Origin of the sequence: Streptomyces roseus (assembly GCF_001044425.1) — a bacterium.
In the GTDB taxonomy this organism is placed as follows: Bacteria; Actinomycetota; Actinomycetes; order Streptomycetales; family Streptomycetaceae; genus Streptomyces; species Streptomyces roseus.
The window spans coordinates 99947-122188 of record NZ_LFML01000126.1 but is presented as its reverse complement, the minus strand read 5'-3'; the positions used below and the strand labels follow the sequence as shown (position 1 = coordinate 122188).

At 70.3% G+C, this 22242-nt stretch carries 23 protein-coding genes and 1 pseudogene; 12 read left to right on the top strand and 12 right to left on the bottom strand.

Annotated elements, in window-relative coordinates; all coding sequences use genetic code 11:
- Positions 1-105 precede the first annotated feature (105 nt).
- From efeO to efeU, 3 genes are read left to right on the top strand one after another with little or no spacing between them, the layout of a single operon-like run.
- The gene (gene efeO, locus ACS04_RS28465; protein WP_398022278.1) at positions 106-1215 is read left to right on the top strand and encodes an iron uptake system protein EfeO; all 1110 of its coding nucleotides are present in this window, start codon (positions 106-108) and stop codon (positions 1213-1215) included.
- A 23-nt stretch (positions 1216-1238) separates the two neighbouring features.
- Positions 1239-2489 carry an iron uptake transporter deferrochelatase/peroxidase subunit gene (efeB, locus tag ACS04_RS28460; protein WP_048479761.1) on the top strand — a complete coding sequence of 417 codons (1251 nt, stop codon included), beginning with the start codon at positions 1239-1241 and terminating at the stop codon, positions 2487-2489.
- 46 nt (positions 2490-2535) lie between these two features.
- Complete coding sequence (efeU, locus tag ACS04_RS28455) at positions 2536-3384, top strand: iron uptake transporter permease EfeU (RefSeq protein ID WP_048479655.1); 849 nt, start codon at positions 2536-2538, stop codon at positions 3382-3384.
- Between the two features lie 31 nt (positions 3385-3415).
- Here the strand turns inward: efeU and ACS04_RS39650 are convergent, their stop codons facing one another.
- From ACS04_RS39650 to ACS04_RS28435, 5 genes are all read right to left on the bottom strand, one after another.
- The gene (locus ACS04_RS39650) at positions 3416-4981 is read right to left on the bottom strand and encodes an ATP-binding cassette domain-containing protein (protein ID WP_078865437.1); all 1566 of its coding nucleotides are present in this window, start codon (positions 4979-4981) and stop codon (positions 3416-3418) included.
- A 261-nt stretch (positions 4982-5242) separates the two neighbouring features.
- The gene (locus tag ACS04_RS28445; RefSeq protein ID WP_048479654.1) at positions 5243-6457 is read right to left on the bottom strand and encodes a COG4705 family protein; all 1215 of its coding nucleotides are present in this window, start codon (positions 6455-6457) and stop codon (positions 5243-5245) included.
- A 228-nt stretch (positions 6458-6685) separates the two neighbouring features.
- The gene (locus ACS04_RS40330) at positions 6686-7024 is read right to left on the bottom strand and encodes a hypothetical protein (RefSeq protein WP_342449560.1); all 339 of its coding nucleotides are present in this window, start codon (positions 7022-7024) and stop codon (positions 6686-6688) included.
- A 9-nt stretch (positions 7025-7033) separates the two neighbouring features.
- The gene (locus tag ACS04_RS40325) at positions 7034-7486 is read right to left on the bottom strand and encodes a COG4705 family protein (protein ID WP_342449559.1); all 453 of its coding nucleotides are present in this window, start codon (positions 7484-7486) and stop codon (positions 7034-7036) included.
- A gap of 58 nt (positions 7487-7544) precedes the next feature.
- The gene (locus ACS04_RS28435) at positions 7545-8132 is read right to left on the bottom strand and encodes a hypothetical protein (RefSeq protein WP_158977580.1); all 588 of its coding nucleotides are present in this window, start codon (positions 8130-8132) and stop codon (positions 7545-7547) included.
- A gap of 143 nt (positions 8133-8275) precedes the next feature.
- Between ACS04_RS28435 and ACS04_RS28430 the strand changes: the two genes are divergently transcribed.
- The 3 genes from ACS04_RS28430 to ACS04_RS28420 all read left to right on the top strand — a co-directional run bounded on the left by ACS04_RS28430 (position 8276) and on the right by ACS04_RS28420 (position 11601).
- The gene (locus tag ACS04_RS28430; protein WP_048479652.1) at positions 8276-8953 is read left to right on the top strand and encodes a response regulator transcription factor; all 678 of its coding nucleotides are present in this window, start codon (positions 8276-8278) and stop codon (positions 8951-8953) included.
- A gap of 166 nt (positions 8954-9119) precedes the next feature.
- Positions 9120-10475 (top strand): sensor histidine kinase, encoded by a 1356-nt coding sequence (locus ACS04_RS28425; protein WP_245236578.1) that lies wholly within the window; start codon positions 9120-9122, stop codon positions 10473-10475.
- A 64-nt stretch (positions 10476-10539) separates the two neighbouring features.
- A complete protein-coding gene (locus ACS04_RS28420) occupies positions 10540-11601 on the top strand; it encodes a bile acid:sodium symporter family protein (RefSeq protein WP_048479651.1) in 1062 nt (353 codons plus the stop codon).
- Here the strand turns inward: ACS04_RS28420 and ACS04_RS40140 are convergent.
- Complete coding sequence (locus tag ACS04_RS40140; RefSeq protein WP_048479758.1) at positions 11567-12853, bottom strand: sensor histidine kinase; 1287 nt, start codon at positions 12851-12853, stop codon at positions 11567-11569. The two genes, ACS04_RS28420 and ACS04_RS40140, sit on opposite strands and share 35 nt — an antisense overlap.
- A gap of 152 nt (positions 12854-13005) precedes the next feature.
- Between ACS04_RS40140 and ACS04_RS28410 the strand changes: the two genes are divergently transcribed.
- From ACS04_RS28410 to ACS04_RS28390, 5 genes are read left to right on the top strand one after another with little or no spacing between them, the layout of a single operon-like run.
- Entirely contained in the window at positions 13006-13617 is a 612-nt protein-coding gene (locus tag ACS04_RS28410) for a lipoprotein (protein WP_048479650.1), read from the top strand.
- On the top strand, positions 13617-14312 hold the full coding sequence (locus ACS04_RS28405) for an ABC transporter ATP-binding protein (protein WP_048479649.1): 696 nt from the start codon (positions 13617-13619) through the stop codon (positions 14310-14312). Before ACS04_RS28410 ends, ACS04_RS28405 begins: the two co-directional genes overlap by 1 nt.
- Entirely contained in the window at positions 14309-15019 is a 711-nt protein-coding gene (locus tag ACS04_RS28400; protein ID WP_048479648.1) for an ABC transporter ATP-binding protein, read from the top strand. Before ACS04_RS28405 ends, ACS04_RS28400 begins: the two co-directional genes overlap by 4 nt.
- Complete coding sequence (locus ACS04_RS28395) at positions 15016-17673, top strand: ABC transporter permease (protein ID WP_048479647.1); 2658 nt, start codon at positions 15016-15018, stop codon at positions 17671-17673. Before ACS04_RS28400 ends, ACS04_RS28395 begins: the two co-directional genes overlap by 4 nt.
- A gap of 23 nt (positions 17674-17696) precedes the next feature.
- Positions 17697-18449, top strand: a complete 753-nt coding sequence (locus ACS04_RS28390) for a response regulator transcription factor (protein WP_048479646.1) — start codon at positions 17697-17699, stop codon at positions 18447-18449.
- A 9-nt stretch (positions 18450-18458) separates the two neighbouring features.
- On the opposite strand, the gene ACS04_RS39630 is transcribed toward ACS04_RS28390, so the two are convergent.
- From ACS04_RS39630 to ACS04_RS28380, 3 genes are read right to left on the bottom strand one after another with little or no spacing between them, the layout of a single operon-like run.
- The gene (locus ACS04_RS39630) at positions 18459-19004 is read right to left on the bottom strand and encodes a M48 family metalloprotease (protein ID WP_245236577.1); all 546 of its coding nucleotides are present in this window, start codon (positions 19002-19004) and stop codon (positions 18459-18461) included.
- A gap of 51 nt (positions 19005-19055) precedes the next feature.
- Positions 19056-19400, bottom strand: a complete 345-nt coding sequence (locus ACS04_RS39625; RefSeq protein WP_245236576.1) for a hypothetical protein — start codon at positions 19398-19400, stop codon at positions 19056-19058.
- Positions 19397-19780, bottom strand: coding sequence for a BlaI/MecI/CopY family transcriptional regulator (locus tag ACS04_RS28380; RefSeq protein ID WP_048479645.1), 384 nt, complete (start codon positions 19778-19780; stop codon positions 19397-19399). The genes ACS04_RS39625 and ACS04_RS28380 overlap by 4 nt, the downstream gene beginning before the upstream one ends.
- 319 nt (positions 19781-20099) lie before the next feature.
- Between ACS04_RS28380 and ACS04_RS28375 the strand changes: the two are divergent.
- Positions 20100-20441, top strand: a pseudogene (locus ACS04_RS28375) (DUF6445 family protein); the annotation flags it as partial.
- 89 nt (positions 20442-20530) lie between these two features.
- On the opposite strand, the gene rpsR reads toward ACS04_RS28375, so the two are convergent.
- From rpsR to ACS04_RS28360, 3 genes are all read right to left on the bottom strand, one after another.
- Positions 20531-20767 (bottom strand): 30S ribosomal protein S18, encoded by a 237-nt coding sequence (gene rpsR / locus ACS04_RS28370; RefSeq protein ID WP_048479644.1) that lies wholly within the window; start codon positions 20765-20767, stop codon positions 20531-20533.
- Between the two features lie 71 nt (positions 20768-20838).
- Positions 20839-21990 (bottom strand): CobW family GTP-binding protein, encoded by a 1152-nt coding sequence (locus tag ACS04_RS28365; RefSeq protein WP_048479643.1) that lies wholly within the window; start codon positions 21988-21990, stop codon positions 20839-20841.
- A complete protein-coding gene (locus ACS04_RS28360) occupies positions 21990-22235 on the bottom strand; it encodes a type B 50S ribosomal protein L31 (RefSeq protein WP_048479642.1) in 246 nt (81 codons plus the stop codon). The genes ACS04_RS28365 and ACS04_RS28360 overlap by 1 nt, the downstream gene beginning before the upstream one ends.
- Between the last annotated feature and the right edge of the window lie 7 nt (positions 22236-22242).

The following is a 22242-nucleotide window of genomic DNA, read 5'->3' as shown; positions in this document are numbered from 1 at the left end:
GCGACGGCTTGTGAGTCGGTCCGGGCTGATCAGGCCCCACCCATGCGAATCGAGGCGTCCATGTCTGCCAGCCCCCGCCATCTGTTCATCGGCATCGGTAGCGCGATGGCCGTCGTCGCATCACTGGCGGGTTGCACGCAGAAGAGCGACTCCACGACTGCGGACGGAGCCGTCCAGGTGGTCGCGAAGGACGACGCCTGCGAGGTCTCGAAGAAGGACATTCCCGCCGGGCACCTGAAGCTCGACGTGGAGAACCGCGGCAGCAAGGTGACCGAGGTCTATGTGCTCTTCCCCGACGACCGGATCGCCGCCGAGCGCGAGAACATCGGGCCGGGCACCAAGGCTTCCATCACCGCCGAGGTCAAGGCCGGTGACTACGAGATCGCCTGCAAGCCAGGTATGAAGGGCGACGGCATCCGCCAGAAGGTGACCGTCACCGGCGCCGCTACGGCCAAGCGGTCGCCCGAGATGGACGCCGCCGTCGCCGCGTTCCGCCAGTACGTTCAGACCCAGGCCGACGAGACCCTGCCCAAGGCCAAGGAGTTCACCGACGCGGTCCGGGCCGGTGACGTGGAGGCCGCGAAGAAGGCGTACGCCGCCTCCCGCATCGGCTGGGAGCGCACCGAGCCGGTCGCCGAGTCCTTCGGCGACATCGACCCCAAGGTCGACGTCCGCGAGGACGGCCTGGAGGCCGGCCAGGACCCGGCGAAGGACTGGACCGGCTGGCACCGCCTGGAGAAGGCGCTGTGGCAGGACGGCAAGATCGGCGACCGCGAGAAGGAACTGGCCGACCTGCTCGACAAGGACCTTCAGGACTGGGTGAAGCGGGTCGGCACCGCCGAGATCACTCCCACCTCGATGGCGAACGGCGCCAAGGAACTGCTGGACGAGGTGTCGAGGAACAAGGTCACGGGCGAGGAGGAGCGCTACTCGCACACGGACCTGATCGATTTCAAGGGCAACGTGGAAGGCGCTCAGAAGTCCTTCGAGCTGCTCAAGCCGGTCGCGGCGAAGAACGACCCCCAGCTGGTCACCGAGCTGGACAAGCAGTTCGCCGCCCTGAATACCCTCCTCGACAAGTACCGCGCCGACAAGAACGGCTACGACTTCACCTCCTACGACAAGGTCGGTGAGACGGAGCGCAAGGAGCTGTCGGACGGCGTCAACGCGCTTGCCGAGCCCCTGTCCAAGCTCGCCGCCGCCGTGACGAAGTGAACCGGCCGCACCAGGAAGACGACGTGACCACCGTGCGCGAGACGAGCGAGAACCCCAGCCCCTCCCGTCGTGCCGTGATCGGTTGGGGCGGTGCCGGGCTCGCGCTCGGTGCCGCCGCGGCCGGCGGCGTCACGGCCGCCGTCACCGGCCGGGAGGACGTCGCGACGGTGGCCGACACCGGCTCCGCCGTCCCCTTCCACGGCCCGCACCAGGCCGGCATAGCCACCGCGGTCCAGGACCGTCTGCACTTCGCCGCGTTCGACGTGAAGACCAAGGACCGGGCCGAGCTGATCCAGCTGCTGAAGGACTGGACCCGGGCAGCCGAGCGGATGACCGCCGGCCGGGAAGTCGGCGAGGGCGCGTACGGCGGCCTGCCCGAGGCGCCTCCGGACGACACGGGTGAGGCGCTCGGCCTCAAGCCCTCCCGGCTCACCCTCACCATCGGCTTCGGCCCTTCGCTCTTCGACGGCCGCTTCGGCCTCGCCGACCGGCGGCCCGCAGCCCTGGTGGACCTGCCCAAGTTCCCCCACGACAACCTGGATCCGGCCCGGTCCGACGGCGACCTGTGCATCCAGGCCTGCGCCGACGACCCGCAGATCGCGGTGCACGCCATCCGCAACCTGGCACGCATCGGATTCGGTAAAGTCGCGGTGCGCTGGTCCCAACTGGGCTTCGGCAAGACCTCGTCGACCACCCCGGACGCCCAGACCCCGCGCAACCTGTTCGGCTTCAAGGACGGCACCCGCAACATCGCCGGCACCGAGACCGACCGCCTGGACAAGTTCGTGTGGGCGGCCGGCAAGGACGCGGCCTGGATGGACGGCGGCTCCTACCTGGTGGCCCGGCGCATCCGGATGCACATCGAGACCTGGGACCGCACTCCGCTCGCCGAGCAGGAGGACATCTTCGGCCGCGACAAGCGGGAAGGCGCTCCGGTCGGCAAGGCGAGGGAGCACGACGAGCCGTTCCTCAAGGCCATGAAGCCGGACTCGCACGTACGGCTCGCGCACCCGGACAGCAACGGCGGGGCCACCATCCTGCGCCGCGGCTACTCCTTCACCGACGGCACGGACGGCCTCGGCCGCCTGGAATCCGGCCTGTTCTTCCTCGCCTACCAGCGTGACGTCCGGACCGGGTTCATCCCGGTGCAGACCTCCCTCGCCCGCAACGACGCACTCAACGAGTACACCCAGCACGTGGGTTCGGCGATCTTCGCGATCCCCCCGGGCGTCCGGAACACGGACGACTGGTGGGGCCGGGAACTGTTCGCGTAACCCCTCGGGACCACCAGCGGTCCCGTCACTCAGAAAGGCAACCGACGTGTTCGGGAACTACCTCATCGGGCTGCGCGAGGGACTCGAGGCGAGCCTCGTCGTCTGCATCCTCGTCGCCTACCTCGTCAAGACGGGCAACAGCCGCCGCCTGCCGCCCGTCTGGGCCGGCGTGGGCATCGCCGCCGCGCTTTCCCTCGCGTTCGGCGCCCTGCTGCAGTTCGGGTCCTCGACCCTGACCTTCCAGGCCAAGGAAGCCCTCGGGGGCAGCCTGTCCGTCCTGTCCGTCGCCCTGGTCACCTGGATGGTGTTCTGGATGCGGCGCACCGCCCGCCACCTCAAGAGCGAACTCCAGGACAAGCTGGACGCGGCCCTCGCCATCGGCACCGGAGCCCTGGTCATCACCTCCTTCTTCGCCGTTGGCCGTGAGGGACTGGAGACCTCCCTGTTCATCTGGACCGCCGTCCAGGCCACCGGCGACGGGGTCCGCCCGCTCATCGGCGCCCTCCTCGGGCTGGCGACCTCCGTCCTCCTGGGCTGGCTCTTCTACAAGGGCGCACTGAAGATCAACCTGGCCAAGTTCTTCCGCTGGACCGGCGCCATGCTCGTCGTCGTCGCCGCCGGAGTCCTGGCGTACGGCATCCACGACCTCCAGGAGGCCGACCTGCTGCCAGGCCTCCACAGCCTCGCCTTCGACATCTCCGCCACGATCCCGCCCGACTCCTGGTACGGCACCCTCCTCAAGGGCGTCCTCAACTTCCAGCCCGACCCCACCGTCCTGCAAACCACCGTGTGGGCGCTGTACGTCGTACCGGTCATGCTCGTCTTCCTCCTCCCGGAACGCAGCCGGCGGGCGGCCGTGCCGGCGCCCACGACCAGTCAGCCCGCACCTCGGTAGGAACGGCGAGGGGGACGGCGTACGCGACCGGCTATTGCGGGATCTCGCCGTGAGCCCCTCCGCCGCGTGCCCGGTCACGGAAGTGTCCGTAGGCCATGAAGGCGAAAAGGACGGCCAGGAGTACCGCCGAGGAACCGGCGGTGCCCAGGTCGAGCCCTCCCTTGGCAATGGGCTTGGTGAGGTAGTCGCCCGCGGTGGCGCCGAAGGGGCGGGTGAGGACGAAGGCGATCCAGAAGAGGACGACGTTGGGGACGAACGGCACGCGGATCAGGGCGACGAGGACGAGGAGGACGCCGGTGATCAGCAGGACGCTCCCCACGTAGCCGAGTCCTGAGCTGTCGGAGAGGAAATCGCCCATCGAGGTGCCCAGGGTGTTCGAGACGAGGATGGCCGACCAGAACAGCACCTCACCGCGGAAGGTCACGATGTCGCGGATGACGAAGGTCTGGCCGGTGAACTTCCAGGCGACGAAGATCACACCGAGCAGGGTGATCAGTATGGCCGCGCCGGTGGGGTAGCCGAGCCCCAGACCTTGTGGTCCCCACCCCAGGGCAGTGGTGCCCTTCGCGAGGTACTTGGAGCTGGCGTCACGGTTCATGAAGTCCGAGACGGTGGTGCCGACCATGCTCGTGGAGACGATGACGGGCCAGTAGAAGAACGGGTTGTAGTGCTTCGCCCGCAGCTGCACCAGCAGGGTCACCACGAACATGAGGAACAGGGCGATCGTCGTGAGGAAGTAGCCCAGGCGCAGGGTCTGCGCGAAGAGGTCTCCGGCGGTCTCGCCCAGGGTGGTGGCGGCGATCTTCATGATCCAGAAGGCGAGGGTGACCTCTGGCAGCTTCCGGACCACGTACTGGGCCGTGCTCTCTCCCTCCACGGCGGGCAGAGTGAGTACGGGGGCCCATCGCGCCTTCGTCACCGGGGACGGCGGACGTGGTGAGAGATGGAGGCGCCCTTCGTGCATCGCCCAACGCTTGCGGAGTCGTCCTGCGACCTCCGGGTCACGTGTGGCAACCACGAGGGCCGCTCCCGCCTCGTCCGCCGCCGCGAAGAGTACGTCCATGACCCGTCGGCCCGTGTCGGGGTCGAAATCGCTGGTGGGGTCGTCCGCCAGGATCAGGCGTGGGGCGGTGGCCAGGGTGCGGGCGATGGCGACGTGCTTGGCCTGGCCGCCGGAGAGTTCGGCGGGCATTTTGTGGGCGAGTTCGGCAGCTGCCACGACAGTGAGGCAGTGCAGCGCTCTGAGGTGCGCGGATTCCTTGGGAACACCGGCCAGAACCAGGGGCAGCGCGGCGTTCTCCGCCACGTTCAGTGCCGGCACGAGGGTGGGTCCCTCAAGCACGACTCCGACCTGCCCGCGCGCCGGCACTCGTGGAAGCCCAGGCCAGCTGATCTCTCCGGCCGTGGGTTGGACGACGTCTGCCATGAGGTGCAGCAGGGTCGACTTGCCGGATCCCGAAGGGCCCATGATGGCGATCCGGTCGCCGGCATGGACCTCGCACGTGGCGCTGTTCACGGCGCCCTGGGCGGTCGGCTCGTTCCCGTGGGTGCGGGCCGCCTGCTCGCAGCGCAGGAGCAGGGTGTCGGCGGTGGTCACGGCAGGCCCCCTCGGCGTCCCGGCCGGTCGACCCGGTAGGCGGGCATTGGGGCAGGAATGGCGGCAGGTCGCATGATCATGGTGCCTTTCCGGAGACGAACGAGCGATAGGTCTCCTCCGACGCTAGGCAGTGGCTGGTTAGCGTCCGGCCCGTCCACGGTGAGACGACGGTAAAGCCCCACCTCACGCGCCCCAGCAGGCACTCGTTTCACTGTCCTCCTGCCCCGACGCATGGGAATGCGCCGGGGCGTCCACCGTCCGTCAGGTTGTTCCACCGAGAGAGGTGAGGAGCGTGTTGAGTGCGTCGACCTCGGTGGCCTTGTCGGGGTGCGGGGCGCGTACGGCCTTGAGGACCTGGTCGATCTCCCCGTCGAGGAAGCCCCACGCCTTCTCGCTCTTGGGCTCGAGGGTGGACTGGTCGTCGTCCCACGCGGTCTCCAGGTCGGTGACGCGGCTGGTCGCGGCTCGCTGATCACCCGAGTTGACGTTCGCCAGGGTGTCAGCGGTGATCGTGCGGAACTTGGCGATGTCAGCCGCAGGGAACGGTGCCGTCGCCTCCTGTGGGGTGATGTGACCGGCCATGGGCGCCGTGGTGTCCGCTTCTTCGCTCGCAGAGGCGTGCGGCTGCTGGTTCGCCCAGGCGAGCAGTGCCGTGGCCGCGATGGCTACGACGACGTAGTAGGCCAGCATGCCCCGCTCACGCGCCGGGCTCGGCGTCCGCGGGGCACGGGTCGGCTCCTGGGACTCGATGACATCACTGCGGCTGAGCGTGAGGTACACGACCGTGGCGAGGATGGCGAGCAGGAAGATCACGCTGGTCATTGCGGTGCCGAGGCCCAGGCCGCCGTCGCGGCCGGGCGATCCGAGCCAGTCTCCGAGGTTGGCGCCGAGCGGGCGGGTGAGGATGTAGGCCAGCCAGAAGGAGAGCACGGCGTTGGCGCCGAGGCGCCAACCGACGATGATCGCTGCGATCAGGCCGAGCGGCAGGAGCACGGAGACGCCCGCGGTCCAGCCGGTGAGTTCGAGGGTCCAGTCCCCGGTGGCGGTGCCGAGCGCGAAGGTGACCAGGACCGCGAGCCAGTAGAAGAGCTCGCGGAGCCGGGTGGTGATGCTGTGGACCGAGAGGGTCCGCTCCCTCACGTACCAGATGCCGAAGACCGCGGCGAGCACGCCGGCGAACACGCCGCTGCTCAGGACGAGGGGCACTCCCAGGCTGTCCGTGAGGATGTCGGTGTAGAGGGTGCCCGTCACGCTGACCACCACGACGGTGAGCCAGTACACGAACGGGATATAGCGTGAGGTGCTGAGCTGCCAGGCCAGGACGGCCGCCAAGGCACCCGTGAAGATCAGTGCCGTGTTGAGCAGGCCCACACCGAGGTTCATGTTGATCCAGTCGGCGAAGCTCTCGCCGACCGTGGTGCACAGGATCTTGATGATCCAGAACCAGACCGTGACCTCGGGCACCTTGTTCAGCATCTGCCCGGCAGGCGTGCGAACGCTCTCGCCGACGCGCAGCTGGTCTCCTGGGTGGGCGGCTGCCCCTGGAGCCGTGGGACTCTCAGACGTTTCGTAGGTCATGCGGCCCGACTGTGTCATCGGGAACCTGAACGCATCCTGACTGTCCCACCGGACATGACGACAGCCATACCCCTGCCGCCGTACTCGGTGGTGCACGCAATCGAGTACGGCGACAGAGGCCCGGCGTCAGGACGAAGACCGTGTCGCGCGGCGGTCGGCTGCGGTCAGCCACAGGACCACGGCGACGATGACCACGGTGAGGACCAGGCTGACCGGCCCGGTGCCCAGGCCCAGGCCGCCGCGCTCGGCGCCGACGCCGGCCCAGTCCGCGAAGGAGGCGCCGAGGGGACGGGTGAGCACGTACGCCCACCAGAAGCCGAGCACGGGCGGGAGGGCGAACAGCCGGTGGGCAAGCGCCGGCAGGGCGATCAATACGGCGAAGAGCAGTGCCGACGGCAGGTATCCCCAGCCCAGGGTCGCCGCGGTCAGGTCACCGACGGCCGTGCCGAGGGCGAAGGTGGCCATGACCACGGTTCAGTAGAAGACCTCGCGTCGTCCGCCGGACACGGTCTCGACGGCGAGGGTGCCCTCGGCCCGCCGCCAGACCGTGAAGACCAGGGCCAGGGCCAGGGCGAACGCCGCCGCGGACACCGCGTAGGGCACGCCGAGGGCGACGTGCGCGACATCGGCGGCCATGGTTCCGAAGACGCTGACCATGACCACGGCGAACCAGTACACGGCCGGGACGTAGCGACGCGCACGGGCCTGTGCGACCAAGGCGGCGACCAGCAGGAGGCCGGCCGCCGCGACCGCGGGGACGGGCCCGAGGGTCCGTGCGAGGTAGTCGGAGGTGGTCTCGCCCATGCCGGTGGTGAGGATCTTGACGATCCAGAACACCGCGGTCACCTCGGGGACCTTGCTCACCGCGGAGCGAACGGCCTGGGCATGGGCGCGGCGGTGCGCCCGGGGGGTTGTCGTGGCGCCCAAGACGGCGGCACTCCTTTCTGCGCGGCGCGGCGGGGCCGCGCCGCTCGATCGGTCCGGTTCAGCCGCCCAGGACGCTGTTGCCGGTCAGCGTGCCGTTGGCCCCGTCGACGGTCACCGCGTGCCGTACACCGTCGGGTCCGACGACGACGATCCGCCAGGCGCGGCCTCCGCCCTGCTCCGTGACCGGTGCCAGCGACTCGACCTTGCCGTCGTTGACGGCTGCGGCGGCCTTGGTCACGGCGTCCGCTGCGGAGAGCGAAGGCAGTGGAGCCGGGGCGCTGTCGGTCGACGCGTCGCGCACGTCGTCAGCACGCGGGCCGCGCTCACCGTCCCGGTGCCGGCTGTCGTGCCCACCACGGCCGTCACGGCCCTCGGAGTCCTCACGCGATTCGTCACCCCGCTCATGGTCTCCGGCCGCCACCTTGTGCTCGCCGCGTCCTTCTTCTTCGTGATGGTGAATGGCCGCCGCAGCCGCGCCGCCGCCGAGCACCACGACCGCAGCGGCACCGGCTGCGGCCCATCGCGCTCTCCGGCCGCGCAGCAGACCCTTGCGTGCCGGCTTATGCTCCGTGGTGCCGGAGCCGTCCTCACCCGTCTGCTCCTGCGGCTCGTCGCCACCCACGTACTGGCCCATGGATTCACTCACTGTGACCACCCCTGCCCCTTCGCTCGATCCGGGTACCTGCGCCCGGACGTCGGGGCACAGCATCGTGCGGGCACGCTGAAGGGATGCTGAAGACCTGAAGACCCCTTCAGGTTGGTGACTACGCGACATGCCACTCTTGGGGCATGCGTGTACTGGTGGTGGAGGACGAGCGCCGGATGGCCCTGGCGCTTCAGCACGGGCTGACCGCCGAGGGTTTCAGCGTGGACGTCGCCCACGACGGCCCTTCCGGGTTCGCCAGGGCCACGGACCGCACCTACGACGTCGTGTTGCTCGACATCATGCTGCCCGGCCTGAACGGTTACCGTGTGTGTTCGCGCTTGCGGGCCTGCGGCAGCAACGTCGGCATCCTGATGCTGACTGCCAAGGACGGCGAGTGGGACGAAGCCGAGGCTCTGGACACCGGTGCGGACGACTACCTCTCCAAGCCGTTCTCCTTCGTGGTGCTCGTCGCCCGTCTGCGGGCGCTGGCCCGCCGGATCGGCAGCCGTGCCCCGCAGCGGACGGTCCTGGGCGACCTGGTCGTCGACTCCGCCGCCCGTATCTGCAGCCGCGGTGGCGTGCACGTACCCCTCACCCCGCGGGAGTTCGCCGTCCTGGACCACCTGGCCCGGCGGGCCGGTGAGGCCGTGTCCAAGCGCGAAATCCTGGACGAGGTCTGGGACAGCAACACCGACAGCGATCCCAACACCGTGGAAGTCCACGTGAGCGCCCTCCGACGCAAGATCGACGCCCCGTTCGGGCGCTCCGCGGTGCAGACCGTCCGAGGCGCCGGATACCGGCTGGCGGCCGACGGTGGCTGAGCCTCGAACGATCACACCCGAACCGCGACGCCGCATGGTCGTCCGCTCCGTACGCCGCCGGGCCGGTGCGCTTCTGCCCCCCTTGGCCGGTCACCCCAGGACGGCTGCGCTGCTCCAGCGGCTGGCGCCGCGCTCGGTCCGTACCCGTACCACCCTCGCCGCGTGCGTGAGTGTCGCCGTCGTCATGCTCGCCGCATCGGCCGTCGTCCAGATGCTGTTGCGCGTCAACCTGGAACACACCGTCGAAACCGGGGCGCACGAGGAGACTCAAGCCGTTTCACGCCTCGCCGCCACCGGTCACCTCACCCCTCAGCTTCCGCTCGGACCCGGCACCGACTTCATCCAGGTGGTCGACGCCCGCGGAAAGGTGGTCGCGCAGAGCCAGAACCTCACCGGTCGCCCCGCTCTCACCCCCACGGGCACCCACGAGGGCCACAGGACGTACAACTTCGACGCCCTGGGCGAGAAACACGACCAGCGCGTCACCACCGTCACCACCGCCACTCCCACAGGGCAGGTGACCATTCACGTCGGCGCTTCACTGCGCACGGCCGACACAGCTGAGGACATCACCACGGCCTCCCTCACCGCACTGAGCACCCTGCTGCTCCTCACCGTCGGTGTGCTGACCTGGAGTACGACCGGCCGGGCCCTACGGCCCGTGGAGGCCATCCGGGCCGAGGTCGCCGCCATCAGCGACCGCGGCTTGGACCGCCGGGTCCCCGCTCCGCGCAGCGACGACGAGATCGCCCGCCTCGCCGAGACCATGAACGCCATGCTGGAACGACTGGAAGCCGCAGGGATCCGGCAGCGCAGGTTCATCGCCGACGCCTCCCACGAGCTCCGCAGCCCCCTCGCGGTGCTTCGAACCCAGCTGGAGGTCGCGCACACCCATCCCGACCCGAAGGTGCGGGACACTCTGCTGGAAGGCGCCCTCCAGGACACCGAACGCCTCCAGGCGCTCTCAGCCGACCTGCTTCTGCTCGCCCGCCTCGACGCCACCGGCCAGAGTCGGCCCGGCGAACCCGTCGACCTCACCGACCTCGTCCGTACCACCGTGGCGGCACGCTCGACGGACCCGCACGAGGTCGACCTCCACACGTCCAGCGGCGTCATCGTCTCCGGCAATGCGCTGTGGCTCGGCCGCCTCCTGACCAATCTCCTGGACAACGCCCAGCGGCACGCCCGCCGCTCGGTCACGGTGCGGCTTACGGCAGACCCGGTGACCGGTGACGCCGTCCTGGACGTGTCGAACGACGGCCTCCCGATCGCCGCCGCCGACCGGGAGAAGATCTTCGAGCGGTTCACACGCCTCGACGATGCGAGAAGCCGCGACGACGGCGGCACCGGCCTCGGCCTGTCCATAGCCCTGGACATCGCGGCTCTGCACGGCGGCACCATCACCGCCCTGGACACTTCGGACGGCGTCACCTTCCGCACCCACCTCGTCGCCTGCCCGCGGGGAGGAGAAGCTGATCCGCTGTCCGTCCCATCGGGCCGTCCCAACCTGAACACGTCCTGAACGCGTCACTCCGGCAACGGGTGCCGTCCCGGGGTGAGGCGGGGCCGGACTTACGCTCGCCGCCATGGACAAGGTTCCCCCGTTCCGGCCCTACGCCTCCCAGGTCCTGGGGTTCGTACGGAAACGGCTCGGCTGGGCGTCGTGCGTCGCGTACGCCGCAGCCGTGGCCTTACCCGGTCCGGGTCTGTGGGCGCGCCACGGGCACAGCCTCGTCCTGGGCGAGGCCGTGCACCTGGAGGTAGGAGGCACACAAGTCCTGCTTTTCGCAGTGCTGTTCGCAGCAGGGCTTCGAACCAGCCCGCAAGAGATCACACGGATGCTGCGCAGGCCCGGCGTCATCGCGGCCGGACTGGCCCTCCATGCGGTCGCGCCCCTGCTGATCATCCCGCTGATCTCGTTGGCCCTGCGCTGTTCGGCCGACTCGGACGGTGGCAGCGGCATGGTCGCCGCGATGATGCTGACGCTCGCCATGCCGGTGGCCGCCGGTGCCACGGTATGGACGACTGAGGGTCGGGGGGACGAACCCACCATGCTCGGTCTGGTCCTGGTCTCCGCCCTGGTCAGTCCGCTCACCATGCCGCTCACGATCAGCACCCTGGCGCCGTTGCTCACTGCCTCCTACGCAGATCCCGTGACCGCTGCCGCAGCACACACAGGGATCGGCTTCGCGCTCACCGGCATCGTGGTTCCGTGCGCGCTCGGCATGGGCGTCCGACGCCTCCTCGCCGTCCGAGCCGAACACGTCGTATTACGGCTGACAGCTCCGGTGGCACTGCTCGCCGCGCTCCTGCTCACATACGTCAATGCCAGCGGTGCGCTGGGGCAGCTCCTCGTCCGCCCCCGTCCGCTGCTCCTGCTCGTGGCGGCGGTCACGGCGGTGTCGGTCTGTGCTCTGTCCTTCGGTGGCGGGAGCTGGTGCGCTCGTGCCCTCCGCCTGCCGGCGGGCACCGGCAGGTCCCTCACGCTGGCGTGCGGCATGAGCAACAGCAGTGCGAGTGCAGTGCTGATCACCGTTGCGATGCCGGATCGGCCGCAGATCCTGTTGCCCGTACTCGTCTTCGGCGTGTTGCAGAAGCTCGCCGCGAACCGGATCACGGCTCTTCACGCAGAGGCAGCAACAGCGTGAAGCGGGTCGGAGCGGTCGAGGTCAGCGAGAGTCGGCCGTCGGCCCCAGCGGCGAGCTGTCGTGCCAGCGCCAAGCCGATGCCCGAGCCTTCGCCGATACCTCGCTGGAAGATCACCTGAGGGTCCAGGTCGGCGGTTCCCTCGTCGGCGACGTCCAGGGCGATGGCCGTCCCCAGATCGCGCACAGTCAGGGTGACGGTTCCCCGGCCATGCCGGTGGGCGTTGTCCAGGAGGATGTCGACGATCTGTTCGACCGTACGGCCTGGCACCTCCAACCCGCCGGCCTGGGGTTCCCAGGTCGTGGTCAAGCGGCGGCCGTCCTCGGCGAAGGCACCGTGCCAGCGGTGCTCAGCGGCCTCCAGGACGTCTTCGGCAGACTGTTCACGAGCCATCGGAAGCGGACCCGCGCCCGACCTCGCGAGTCTGAGGACCTCTTCGATGGTGTGGTCCAAGTGCCTGGATCGTTCCGCGGCCTCGGCAAGGGCGGCCCGCGGGTCTGCGTCCGGATCGGCCAAGGCGGCTTCCAGACCGAGCTGCAACCCGGCCAAGGGGGTACGGAGCTGGTGGGAGGCATTGGCCGTGAAATGGCGTTCATGTTCGAGGAGCTGTGCCAGGCGGTCGACCATCGTGTTGTGGGCACGGGCGACCTCGTCGATCTCCGCGATCGTGCTCGGCTCCGCTCGCGCGGTGAGGTCTCCGTCCGCGACGGCGAGCGAGGTACCGGCGAGGGCCTCCAGAGGCGCGGCGAGGATGGATGCCTGTCTGCGGGCGACGATCACCGCCGCGCCGAGCGCCACCAGGCACAGGCCCAGCAGGGCGGCCCAGCCCCACAGGACCCGCGCCCACACCGTGCTCGCACGCGTCGAAGCGCGGATCACTCCGATGACCTGCTCGCCGCTGGAGACGGGTACCGCGACGACCAGTTCACCGTCGGACCGGCTCTGGGTGACGCTCCCGTTCAGTGCGCGGGGGACGGCACCCCCTGCGTGGGCCGGCCCGGCCCCTGCGCGTAGCCTTCCCGCAGTGTCGTAGAGGGCGAGTCCTTCGCCCGGACGAGCCGCGTGCAGTTCGACCGGGTCCCCCGTCGCGAATTCGGGTCCCACCTGGACGACGGCGGCCATGGCGTCACGTTCCAGTTCTCCGCCTTCGTCGGCGAAGAACGCGTAGCGGACGGCCACAGCCAGCGGCACGGCGAGCAAGATCAGGGCGACGGTCGCGGCCACCAGGGCCACGCGGACCACGCGTGCTCTCATAGCGCCCATCATGAAGGCGAAGAGCCCGCCGCCGGTGCTTCCGATGCGGCGGGTTTTGCCGTCCTCTCACCGTGCGCGGGGCGGGCGCTAACCAGCGTGGGCATAGCGTCGCAGACAGAGCAGTCCGCCTCCTGTGAGGGAGCACGAGGACCATGCGACTCACCTACGTCCTTCCCCTGCCCGTGGTCGCGCTGACCGTGGCCGTGTCCGCACTGGCGGGTTGCGGTTCCACGAACTCTCCTGCCCCTCCCCGGGCCTCCGTCGCCGTCACCGCACCGGTCCCCGCGGAGTCCAACCCGGCCGGTGACATCCCCGACAACCAGGCCTACGTCACCTACCGGTCCGCCCCCGGCTCGTTCACCCTGAAGGTGCCCGAAGGGTGGTCCCGTACGGACGCGGCCAACGGGGACGTCACCTTCACCGACAAGCTGAACCGGATCGCGATCCACATCAGCACAGCGGCAGCGCCCGCTACTGCGCAGAGCGTCAACGCATCGGTCGTACCGGCGCTCCACGGGCAGGTCCCCGGCTTCACCGCCGGCAAGACCACCACGGTCACCCGGCCCGCCGGGCAGGCAGTCCTGTTCACCTACCAAGGGGCCGGCCCCGCGGACCCGGTGACCGGCAAGGCGGTACGAGACGCCTTCGAGAGATACGCGTTCTTCCACGCCGGCCACGAGACCGCCCTCACCCTTTCGGGCCCGGTCGGAGCCGACAACGTCGACCCCTGGCGCACCGTCACAGACTCGCTGAGGTGGCAGTGATGAGTCAGGCCGACAGCAGTGCACCCGAGATCCTGACCGCCCACGACCTGTACCGCTTCTACCGTTCGGGCGAGGAGGAGACCCTCGCGCTGCGGGGGATCAGTCTGAGCCTGCGGCGCGGGGAGACCCTCGCCGTCATCGGCCCGTCCGGGTCGGGAAAGTCCACCCTGCTGGCCTGCCTGGCCGGGTTGGACGAGCCGGACGGCGGCTACGTGTACGTGGGCGGCGAGCGTGTCAGCCACCTCCCGGAAGCGGCACGGGCTCAGGTGCGGGCCCGGCGCATCGGCGTACTGCTCCAGTCCGGGAACCTCCTGCCCCACCTCGATCTGGCCGCCAACATCCTCCTGGCCCGCTCGGCGGCCCGCGCTCCCCGCCCCTCATCCCACCAGCCCGACACCGGAGAACTTCTCGACCAAGTGGGACTGGGCGCCCGCGGTCGGGCGCTGTCCCGCGAGCTGGCCGGAGGTGAGCGGGCCCGCGCGGGTCTGGCGGTCGCCCTGGCCAACGATCCCGATGTCCTGCTCGCCGACGAGCCGACAGGTGAACTCGACGGCCCCACCGAACAACGGATCCTCGACCTGCTGCAGGACCGGGCCCGCCGCGGATCCGGGGTCCTCCTCGTCACCCACAGCCGGCAGGTGGTCAGGATCGCCGACCGGGTCATCTCCTTGCGCGACGGAAGGATCAGGCGGTGAACACCGCCGAGGTCCTGGTCCGGTGCGAGGCGGCAGCCCGCACCTACGGCACGGGAGCCAACGCTGTCGTCGCTGTCCACGGCGCCACCTGCGAGATCCGTACGGGGGACCGCATCGCGATCGCCGGTCCCTCCGGATCCGGCAAGTCCACCCTGCTCCACCTGCTGGCCGGGCTCGAAGAGCCGACCACCGGCCAGGTCACATGGCCTGGCCAGGCAGGCAAGCCCAGGCCGGACACCGTAGGAGTCGTCTTCCAGGGTCCGAGTCTGATCCCTGCCCTGGACGTCGTGGAGAACACGGCCCTCCCTCTGGTCCTGTGCGGGCAGCCGGAGCCATCCGCCCGCCGCCGCGCCCTGGACTGCCTGGCCCTCGTAGCCGCCGCTCACCTCGCGGACAAACTGCCCGAGGAACTCTCCGGCGGCCAGGCACAGCGCGTAGCCGTCGCCCGGGTACTGGCGGCAGCCCCCCGGCTCATCCTCGCGGACGAGCCGACGGGACAACTCGACCGGGCCACGGGACGGCACGTCATCGACGTGCTCCTGGCCGCCGCGGACACCCTCGGTGCCGGCCTGGTCGTCACCACCCATGATCCGCGTGTCGCCGGGCGCCTGACCCAGCAGTGGTCCATGCGCGACGGCCGCCTCCAGCCCGATCCCGACGCCTTCTCACCCTCCGCACCGGCCACTCCGCAGGGAGCCGAGCCATGATCGGCCGCTGGGTCCGGGGACTCCTGCTCCACCGGACGGGCCGGCTCGCCGCCACCGCCGCGGGCATCGCCCTCGCGGTCGCACTCGTCGCCGCCCTCGGTTCCTTCCTGACCGCGTCGAAGTCCACGATGACGAACCGCGCCGTGCGCTCGGTGGCTGTCGACTGGCAGGCCGAGATCCAGCCCGGTGCCGACACACGCGCCGTCGTCGCGGCGATCCGTGCCGACCCGGGAGTCCGTGCCAGTGAAACGGTCGGCATGATCCGGAGCACCGGGCTGCAGTCCACCACCGCAGGCAGCACCCAGAGCACTGGTCCGGGCGTCGTCCTCGGGCTTCCCGACGGCTACCGCCAGACCTTCCCCCAAGCCGTACGTATGCTCACCGGGACCGGCACCGGAGTGCTCCTCGCCCAACAGACCGCGGCGAACCTGCACGCGGCACTTGGTGACACCGTCACCGTCCATCTGCCGGGCACCGCACCCGTCTCTGTGCCCGTGGCAGGGGTAGTGGACCTGCCACAGGCCGACTCCCTCTTCCAAAAGGTCGGCGCCCCGCCCCAGTCCCAGCCCTCCGCCCCGCCCGACAACGTCGTCATCGTCCCGCAAGACCTGTTCACGCGGCTGACCGCGTCGACGGCCGCCACGGACCCTACCGCCGTCACCACACAGATCCACATCGCCCGCGGCGCACCTCTGCCGGCGGACCCGGCAGCCGCCTACACCGCCGTCACCGCTGCCGCACGCAACCTGGAAGCCCGTACCTCCGGCGGCGTCGTCGTCGGAGACAACCTGGCCGCCACACTCGATGCCGCCCGCCAGGACGCCCTCTACGCCCAAGTCCTCTTCCTGTTCCTGGGGGTTCCCGGCTCTGTGCTCGCCGCACTGTTGACCACCGCGGTGGCAGGAGCGGGGGCGGATCGCAGACGCCAGGAACAAGCCCTTCTCCGCACCCGCGGCCTGTCACCTCGCCGAGTGGCCGCCCTGGCCGCATCCGAGGCCGCCGTTGTCGGCATCACCGGAGGCCTGCTGGGCATCGGGATCGCCGCACTCGCCGGCCTGGCCGCCTTCGGCACCGCCTCCTTCGGGGTGAGCGCCGCCTCCGCCCTGGCCTGGTCCTCCGCCGCCTTCATCCTGGGCGTTGCCGTGGCCGGCGGAGCCATCCTGCTGCCCGCGCTCCGTGACCTGCGGGCCACCACGATCGCTCAGGCCCGGCGTGAGGTGCGGCGTACCCGTTCCCCTCGCTGGATGCGCTACGGCCTGGACTTCGTCCTCCTCGCCCTGTCCCTGCTGGTCTTCAAGGCAGCCGGGGCCAACCAGTACGCCCTCGTACTGGCCCCCGAGGGCGTGCCCAGCATCTCGGTGTCCTATTGGGCCTTCCTCGGGCCCGCCCTGCTGTGGCTCGGCGGCGCCCTGCTCCTGTGGCGCCTGATCTACCTCGCCCTCGCGCACGGCAGACCAGTCCTCTCCCGCCTCGCACGGCCCCTGACGGGCACGCTCGCCGCAACCACGGCGGCCGGCATGTCGCGCAGGCGTCGGCCGCTGGCACACGCTGCCGTCCTGCTCGGCCTGGCCCTGGCCTTCGCCATCTCCACCTCCATCTTCAACGCCACCTACCGGCAGCAGGCAGAGGTCGACGCCCGCCTCACCAACGGCGCCGACGTCACGGTCACCCAGCCACCCGGTACGAGCACCGGGCCCGGCGCGGCCTCGGCCCTGCATGTGGCGGGCGTCCGGCACGTCGAACCGCTCGTCCACCGCTTCGCCTACGTCGGGGCGGACCTCCAGGACCTGTACGGCGTCCGGCCCGCCACCATCACGAGCGCCACCTCGCTCCAGGACGCTTACTTCGCAGGCGGCACGGCTCGTGCCCTGATGCACCAGCTCGCCGCCCGCCCCGACGCCCTGCTCGTCAGCGAGGAGACCGTCAAGGACTTCCGACTCGCCCCCGGAGACACGGTCAACCTGCGCCTTCGGGACAGCCGCACCCAGTCCCTGCGCACCGTTCCCTTCCACTACGAGGGCATCGTCAAGGAGTTCCCCACCGCACCCAAGGACAGCTTCCTGGTCGCGAACGCCGAGTACCTGGGCCGCGCCACGGGCAGTGACGCCGTCGGCTCGTTCCTCATCGACACGGGCGGCACGAACCAGCACGGCATCGCCGACGCCCTGCGCCACAAGCTGGGCCCCTCCGCCACGGTCACCGACATCACCCAGACCCGCTCGAACGTCGGCTCCAGCCTCACCTCCGTGGACCTGGCCGGCCTTTCCCGGATCGAACTCGGCTTCGCCGTGCTCCTGGCCGCCGCATCCGGAGGCATCGTCCTGGCCCTGGGCCTGGCCGAACGCCGCCGCACCTTCGCGATCACCACCGTCCTCGGCGCCACACGTCGCCAGCTGCGCGGCCTGGTCCTGGCCGAGGCAGCCGCTCTGAGCGCCGCGGGGTTCGTGGGCGGCGCCGCCGTCGGCTGGGCCCTGTCCCACATGCTGATCAAGGTGCTGACCGGCGTCTTCGACCCGCCACCGGCCAGCACGGCCGTCCCCTGGGGCTACTTGGCCGTCACAGCCCTGGCGACCGTCGCGGCCCTCACCGCGGCCGCCCTGAACGCTGCCCGACGCTCGGTCCGCCCACCTGTCGAGGAACTGCGCGAACTGTGACACGCAGGCCTACGCTGCTCACCATGCCCGCCCCCCACGACCGCAACCACTCCCCCGCCCTCCTGATCATCGAGGACGACGACACCATCGGACGTCACCTCGACACCGGACTCCGGGCGCACGGGTACGCCACCACGTGGTGCCGCACCGGGAACGGGGGGCTCCAAGCAGCCCGGACCGCACCGCCGGAGATCATCCTGCTCGACCTCGGCCTGCCGGACGCGGACGGCATCGACATCGCGCGGGAGCTCCGCAGCCGCCATCCCGATCTGCTGCTCGTCATCCTGACCGCACGCAACGAAGAGATCGATATCATCGCCGGGCTCGACGCCGGCGCCGACGACTACCTCGTCAAACCCTTCGCCTTGTCCGTATTGCTGGCCCGGCTCCGCGCCCACCTCCGCCGCCTTCCCCCCGGACACGACGATCAGGAGACAGTCCACCGCATCGGGGCCCTCGTCGTGGACACGCGCGCGCGGACGTGCCTCCTGGGCGGTGCAGAGGTCGCCCTGCGCCCGAAGGAATTCGACCTGCTCGCCGTGCTGGCCGAGCACGCCGGCACCGCCGTGTCACGCGAGGACCTCATGGCCCGGGTGTGGGACGAGAACTGGTTCGGTCCCACCAAGACACTGGACGTCACCCTGGCCTCGCTCCGCCGCCGCCTCGCCCAGAGTGCGGCACAGTCCGTACCGCCCGCGGACCCCCCGAGCATCTCCACACTGCGCGGCTTCGGCTATCGCCTCGAAAGCGAGCATGGCATCAGCGAACGGCCGTGACCGGCGGCCTCACAGCAACGCCCTGGCCGCGTACTCGACGTACTCGTGCAAACCGTAGGCCGACGCCACGGCCGTCAGCGTCGAGAGGGCGACGGTCAGCGCCAAACCCAGAACCTGTGCCCGGCGGGCACGGCCCCGCGGTGCCGTCGGCCGCGGAAGGAGCAGGGCCCCGACCCGCTGGGGCACAGGGCCGCCCCTCACCGACAGTACGGGGGACCCCCCGCCGGTGAGCCGTCGGTGCGCCGCCCCGGCGAGAGCCGCTCGCGCGATGGCTCCCGCCACCACCTTGCGGTTGCCTACGGCGAGCGCCGCTGCTTCGTCCGCCCACCGCTCGAGGTGGAACTCGAGCAGCTTCCTCAGGCGCCCTGCCGCCGGGTGGACCATCGCGGCGAGGTCCACCACGGCTGCGAGCAGATGGTGACGACCGGAAAGGTGAGCCCTCTCGTGCGCCAGCAGCACCTCGTACTCTCCGGGCTTCAGCGCTCTCACCATGCCCGACGTGATCACGACCCGACCTAAGCGCCGCCGATAACCCGGGAGCGCGAAGGCATCCACCCCGTCTCCTGGGACGACGAGGACGTCTCCTTGGTCCACCCCGCCGGCCGCTCACTGCCAGGCGCGCCTGAGCAGGGAACGGTGCTTCCGCCAGCGCCGCGCCAGCAAGGACACCTGGACGGCGAGCGCCACGCCCGCGGCGCACGCAACCGGCACCGCCGCCGGCCACTCCTCCAGCACGTGCGCCACAGGAAGCCGTTCCAGCGAAGCCAGCCACGGTACGTGGGCCAGACCCGCCAGCGCCGCAACCGTGCCGCCGGCCATCAGGACCGCGGCACCCGTGAGCGCCCGGCACGCCTCACGAGGTGGAAGCAGAGCGGCAAGACAGCCGGCCAACCAGGCAGCGCCCCAGGGAAGGGCCAACGTCAGCACGACCAGAGCCAGTACGTACGTCATCCGAAGTCACCCTCGACCTCACGGAGCAGCTTCCGCAGCGTCTCCTCGTCGTCGTCGGACAGAGCGGAAACGAACCTCTGCAACACCAGATCGCGACGCGGCTCACTCTCCAGCGCCCGGCGCATGCGCCCGGCCACGAGTCCCGCTGCATCTTCTACGGGCTCGTAGGCGAATCCCCGGCCGGACGGGCTACGGCGCAGTGTCCCCTTCTCATAGAGGCGGGTGAGGATGGTGGCCATCGTCGTACGTGCCAGCCCCTGGTCGAGCACCGCGTTGACCTGTTGCGCGGTCATCGGCTTTCCGGCTTCCCACAGGATCGCCAGCACATCCGCGACGAGCTCACCGTGCGGCCGCCTGTCGTCCCGGCGCCTGTCAGCCATCCCTCTCCATCCTCCGAGTGCTCCAGGTGCTCAACACGCACCGCATCGGCTTGCTCCTGCATCGCAGACGCGTCGTCCCGCTCCTAAGGTATGTCTAATCCCCCTCGTCGCGTCCCTCCGAAGTGTCGGCTTCCAGGCCAGTCGCATGGCATGGCGGTCAGGGTGGCAGCCATGCCCGCGGCGCAGGGGCAGGGGATGGGCAGCATGGTCATCACCAGGCGCACGTCGCAGGTGACGGCATCGGTCAGGGCGAAAGGGACGGGGATGAAGCGCGGGTGAGCGTTTGGCGGACCGCCGGCGCCACACCCACCGAAGGTGCGAGCCGCGCCCGCACACGGACTCGCGCAGTCTCTGCCGTTACGCCGTGGTCCTGTATCTCAATCCGAACGTGCCCAAGGACTGCGGAACCAGCTTCTACCGGCAGAGCCTGGCGGGCGGCGTCCTCGGCGGCAACATGGTGACAGCGCCTCACGAAAACCTCGTCGACGCCCTGGGTACGCGATTCGTCCCGCCGGACTCCTTCACCGAGGACATCCGCGTACCGCACCGCTACAACAGGCTGCTCCTCTACACCGCCAACATGATCCACACCGCCACCGGCTACTGGGGCACCACCCTCGAGGTCAAGCGCATGACGGCGGTCTTCTTCTGGATGGCGTGAGAGCCAGGGCGATCGGATGCGATGCGAGGAATGCCGGGGCGGGCGGTGCCGTGGCTGCGACCACCGCCCGCCCGGAGCCGTGGGGCACGTCAGCGACCGGCGTACGGCAGCAGCGCCATCTCCCGCGCGTTCTTGATGGCTGCGGCGAGGGCCCGCTGCTGCTGGGCCGTCACCCGGGTCACGCGCCGGCTGCGGATCTTCCCCCGGTCGGAGATGAACTTCCGCAGCAGGTCGGTGTCCTTGTAGTCGAGGTGGGTGATCCCTGCGGCGTCGAGCGGGTTGGGCCGGAACTTGACCGGCTTGTGGGGAACGGGGCGTCGGGCCATGGTGGCGCCTCCTTGAATGTACGTTTCGAATACGGCCTCATGAGGCCGTGAGCAGGTGGCGGGTACGAGAGTCAGGCGGCGTCGAGGAGAGAGTCGAAGGCGGCGGGCAGGTCCTTCCAGGACTCGCGCCCCGACCGGTACTCCTCGTCCGTCAACAGGCAGGAGTCGAGGAGCCGTTCCAGCCCGTCCCGGTCGAGGCCGGGCGAGGTGAAAACCAGGTGCTGGCAGCAGTCGCCGTGCTCGGGGTGCCAGTCCAGAGCCGCCGCAGCCCGCCGCATCGGCGGGACCATGTCCCACGCCGCGTCGGGCAATGACGCCAGCCACGGGCCGGCGCTCTCGACGCACAGTGCGCCGCCGGCGGCGTCCCAGGCCAAGAGGGTGTCGGGGCGGTCGGCAAGCCAGAACCTGCCACGGCTGCGGGCCGCCGCACAGCACAGGTCCTCCAACGCCTCGTACAGGCGCTGGGGATGGAACGGTCGTCGACGGTGCCAGACCAACGTGGCCACGCCGGACTCGTCCGCCTCCTGCGGCAGCAGCGCACACGCCGGATGCTGCGCGGCTGCCGCGGCCTCGACATCGAATCCGGCGAACGCGGCCCGGGCGAGGTCGAGGGAATCGGCCGGTACGCGCCGTGCGGTGGGGTGCAGTTGCGCGACCAGTGCCCGGTCCTCGTCGTCGGCTCCCTCGCTGTCGACGAGGGCGAGAACCGGCGCGTACTCCAGCTGGCGGGCCCAGGTGTCGCCGACGGTCCGCTGGTCGGCGGGGGCGGCGGCAAGACCTGCTTCGGCCAGGTCATCACCGTTGGCGAGGCAGGGCAGGACAAGGGCGGGATCCACGGCGGTGATCACGTTCGTCAGCACCAGACGGCCCGCGCCATGCCCGGCGATAACCTCCGCAGTGGCCTTCGGTTCGACCGAGTCCCACAGTTCGACGACCGCGAGCCGGGTCAGGCCGCCGTCCGCCATCCGCTCCAGCTCCGGGACGAGGTCCTCGCGCAGGGCGCAGCAGGCACAGTCGTTGACCAGCGGTGTCTCAGCGCGGGAGAGGGTGCCGGAGGCGTCGCGGATCAGACGGAGCACGGTGCCGTGGGGCGCGGCGGACAGGTCGTGGTGCAGTGCCACGCTCCCGGGAACGGTCCGCAGGAGCTGATCGACGACCTCCCGCCGGGCTTCGGAGTGCATCCCGGCGACGATCACGACGGGGAGCTGGTGCTCGCGGCCCATCACCGTGCCCCGTAGCGGCGCTGGAACTTCTCGACGCGGCCGGCGGTGTCCATGACGCGTGCGGTGCCCGTGTAGAAGGGGTGGCTGGCGGAGGAGATCTCCACGTCGACGAGCGGGTAGGTGTTGCCGTCCTCCCAGTCGACGGTCTTGTCGCTGGTCATCGTGGAGCGGGTGAGGAAGGCGGTGCCGGAGGCGGTGTCGCGGAAGACGACGGGGCCGTAGGCGGGGTGGATTCCGGGCTTCATGGCAGGA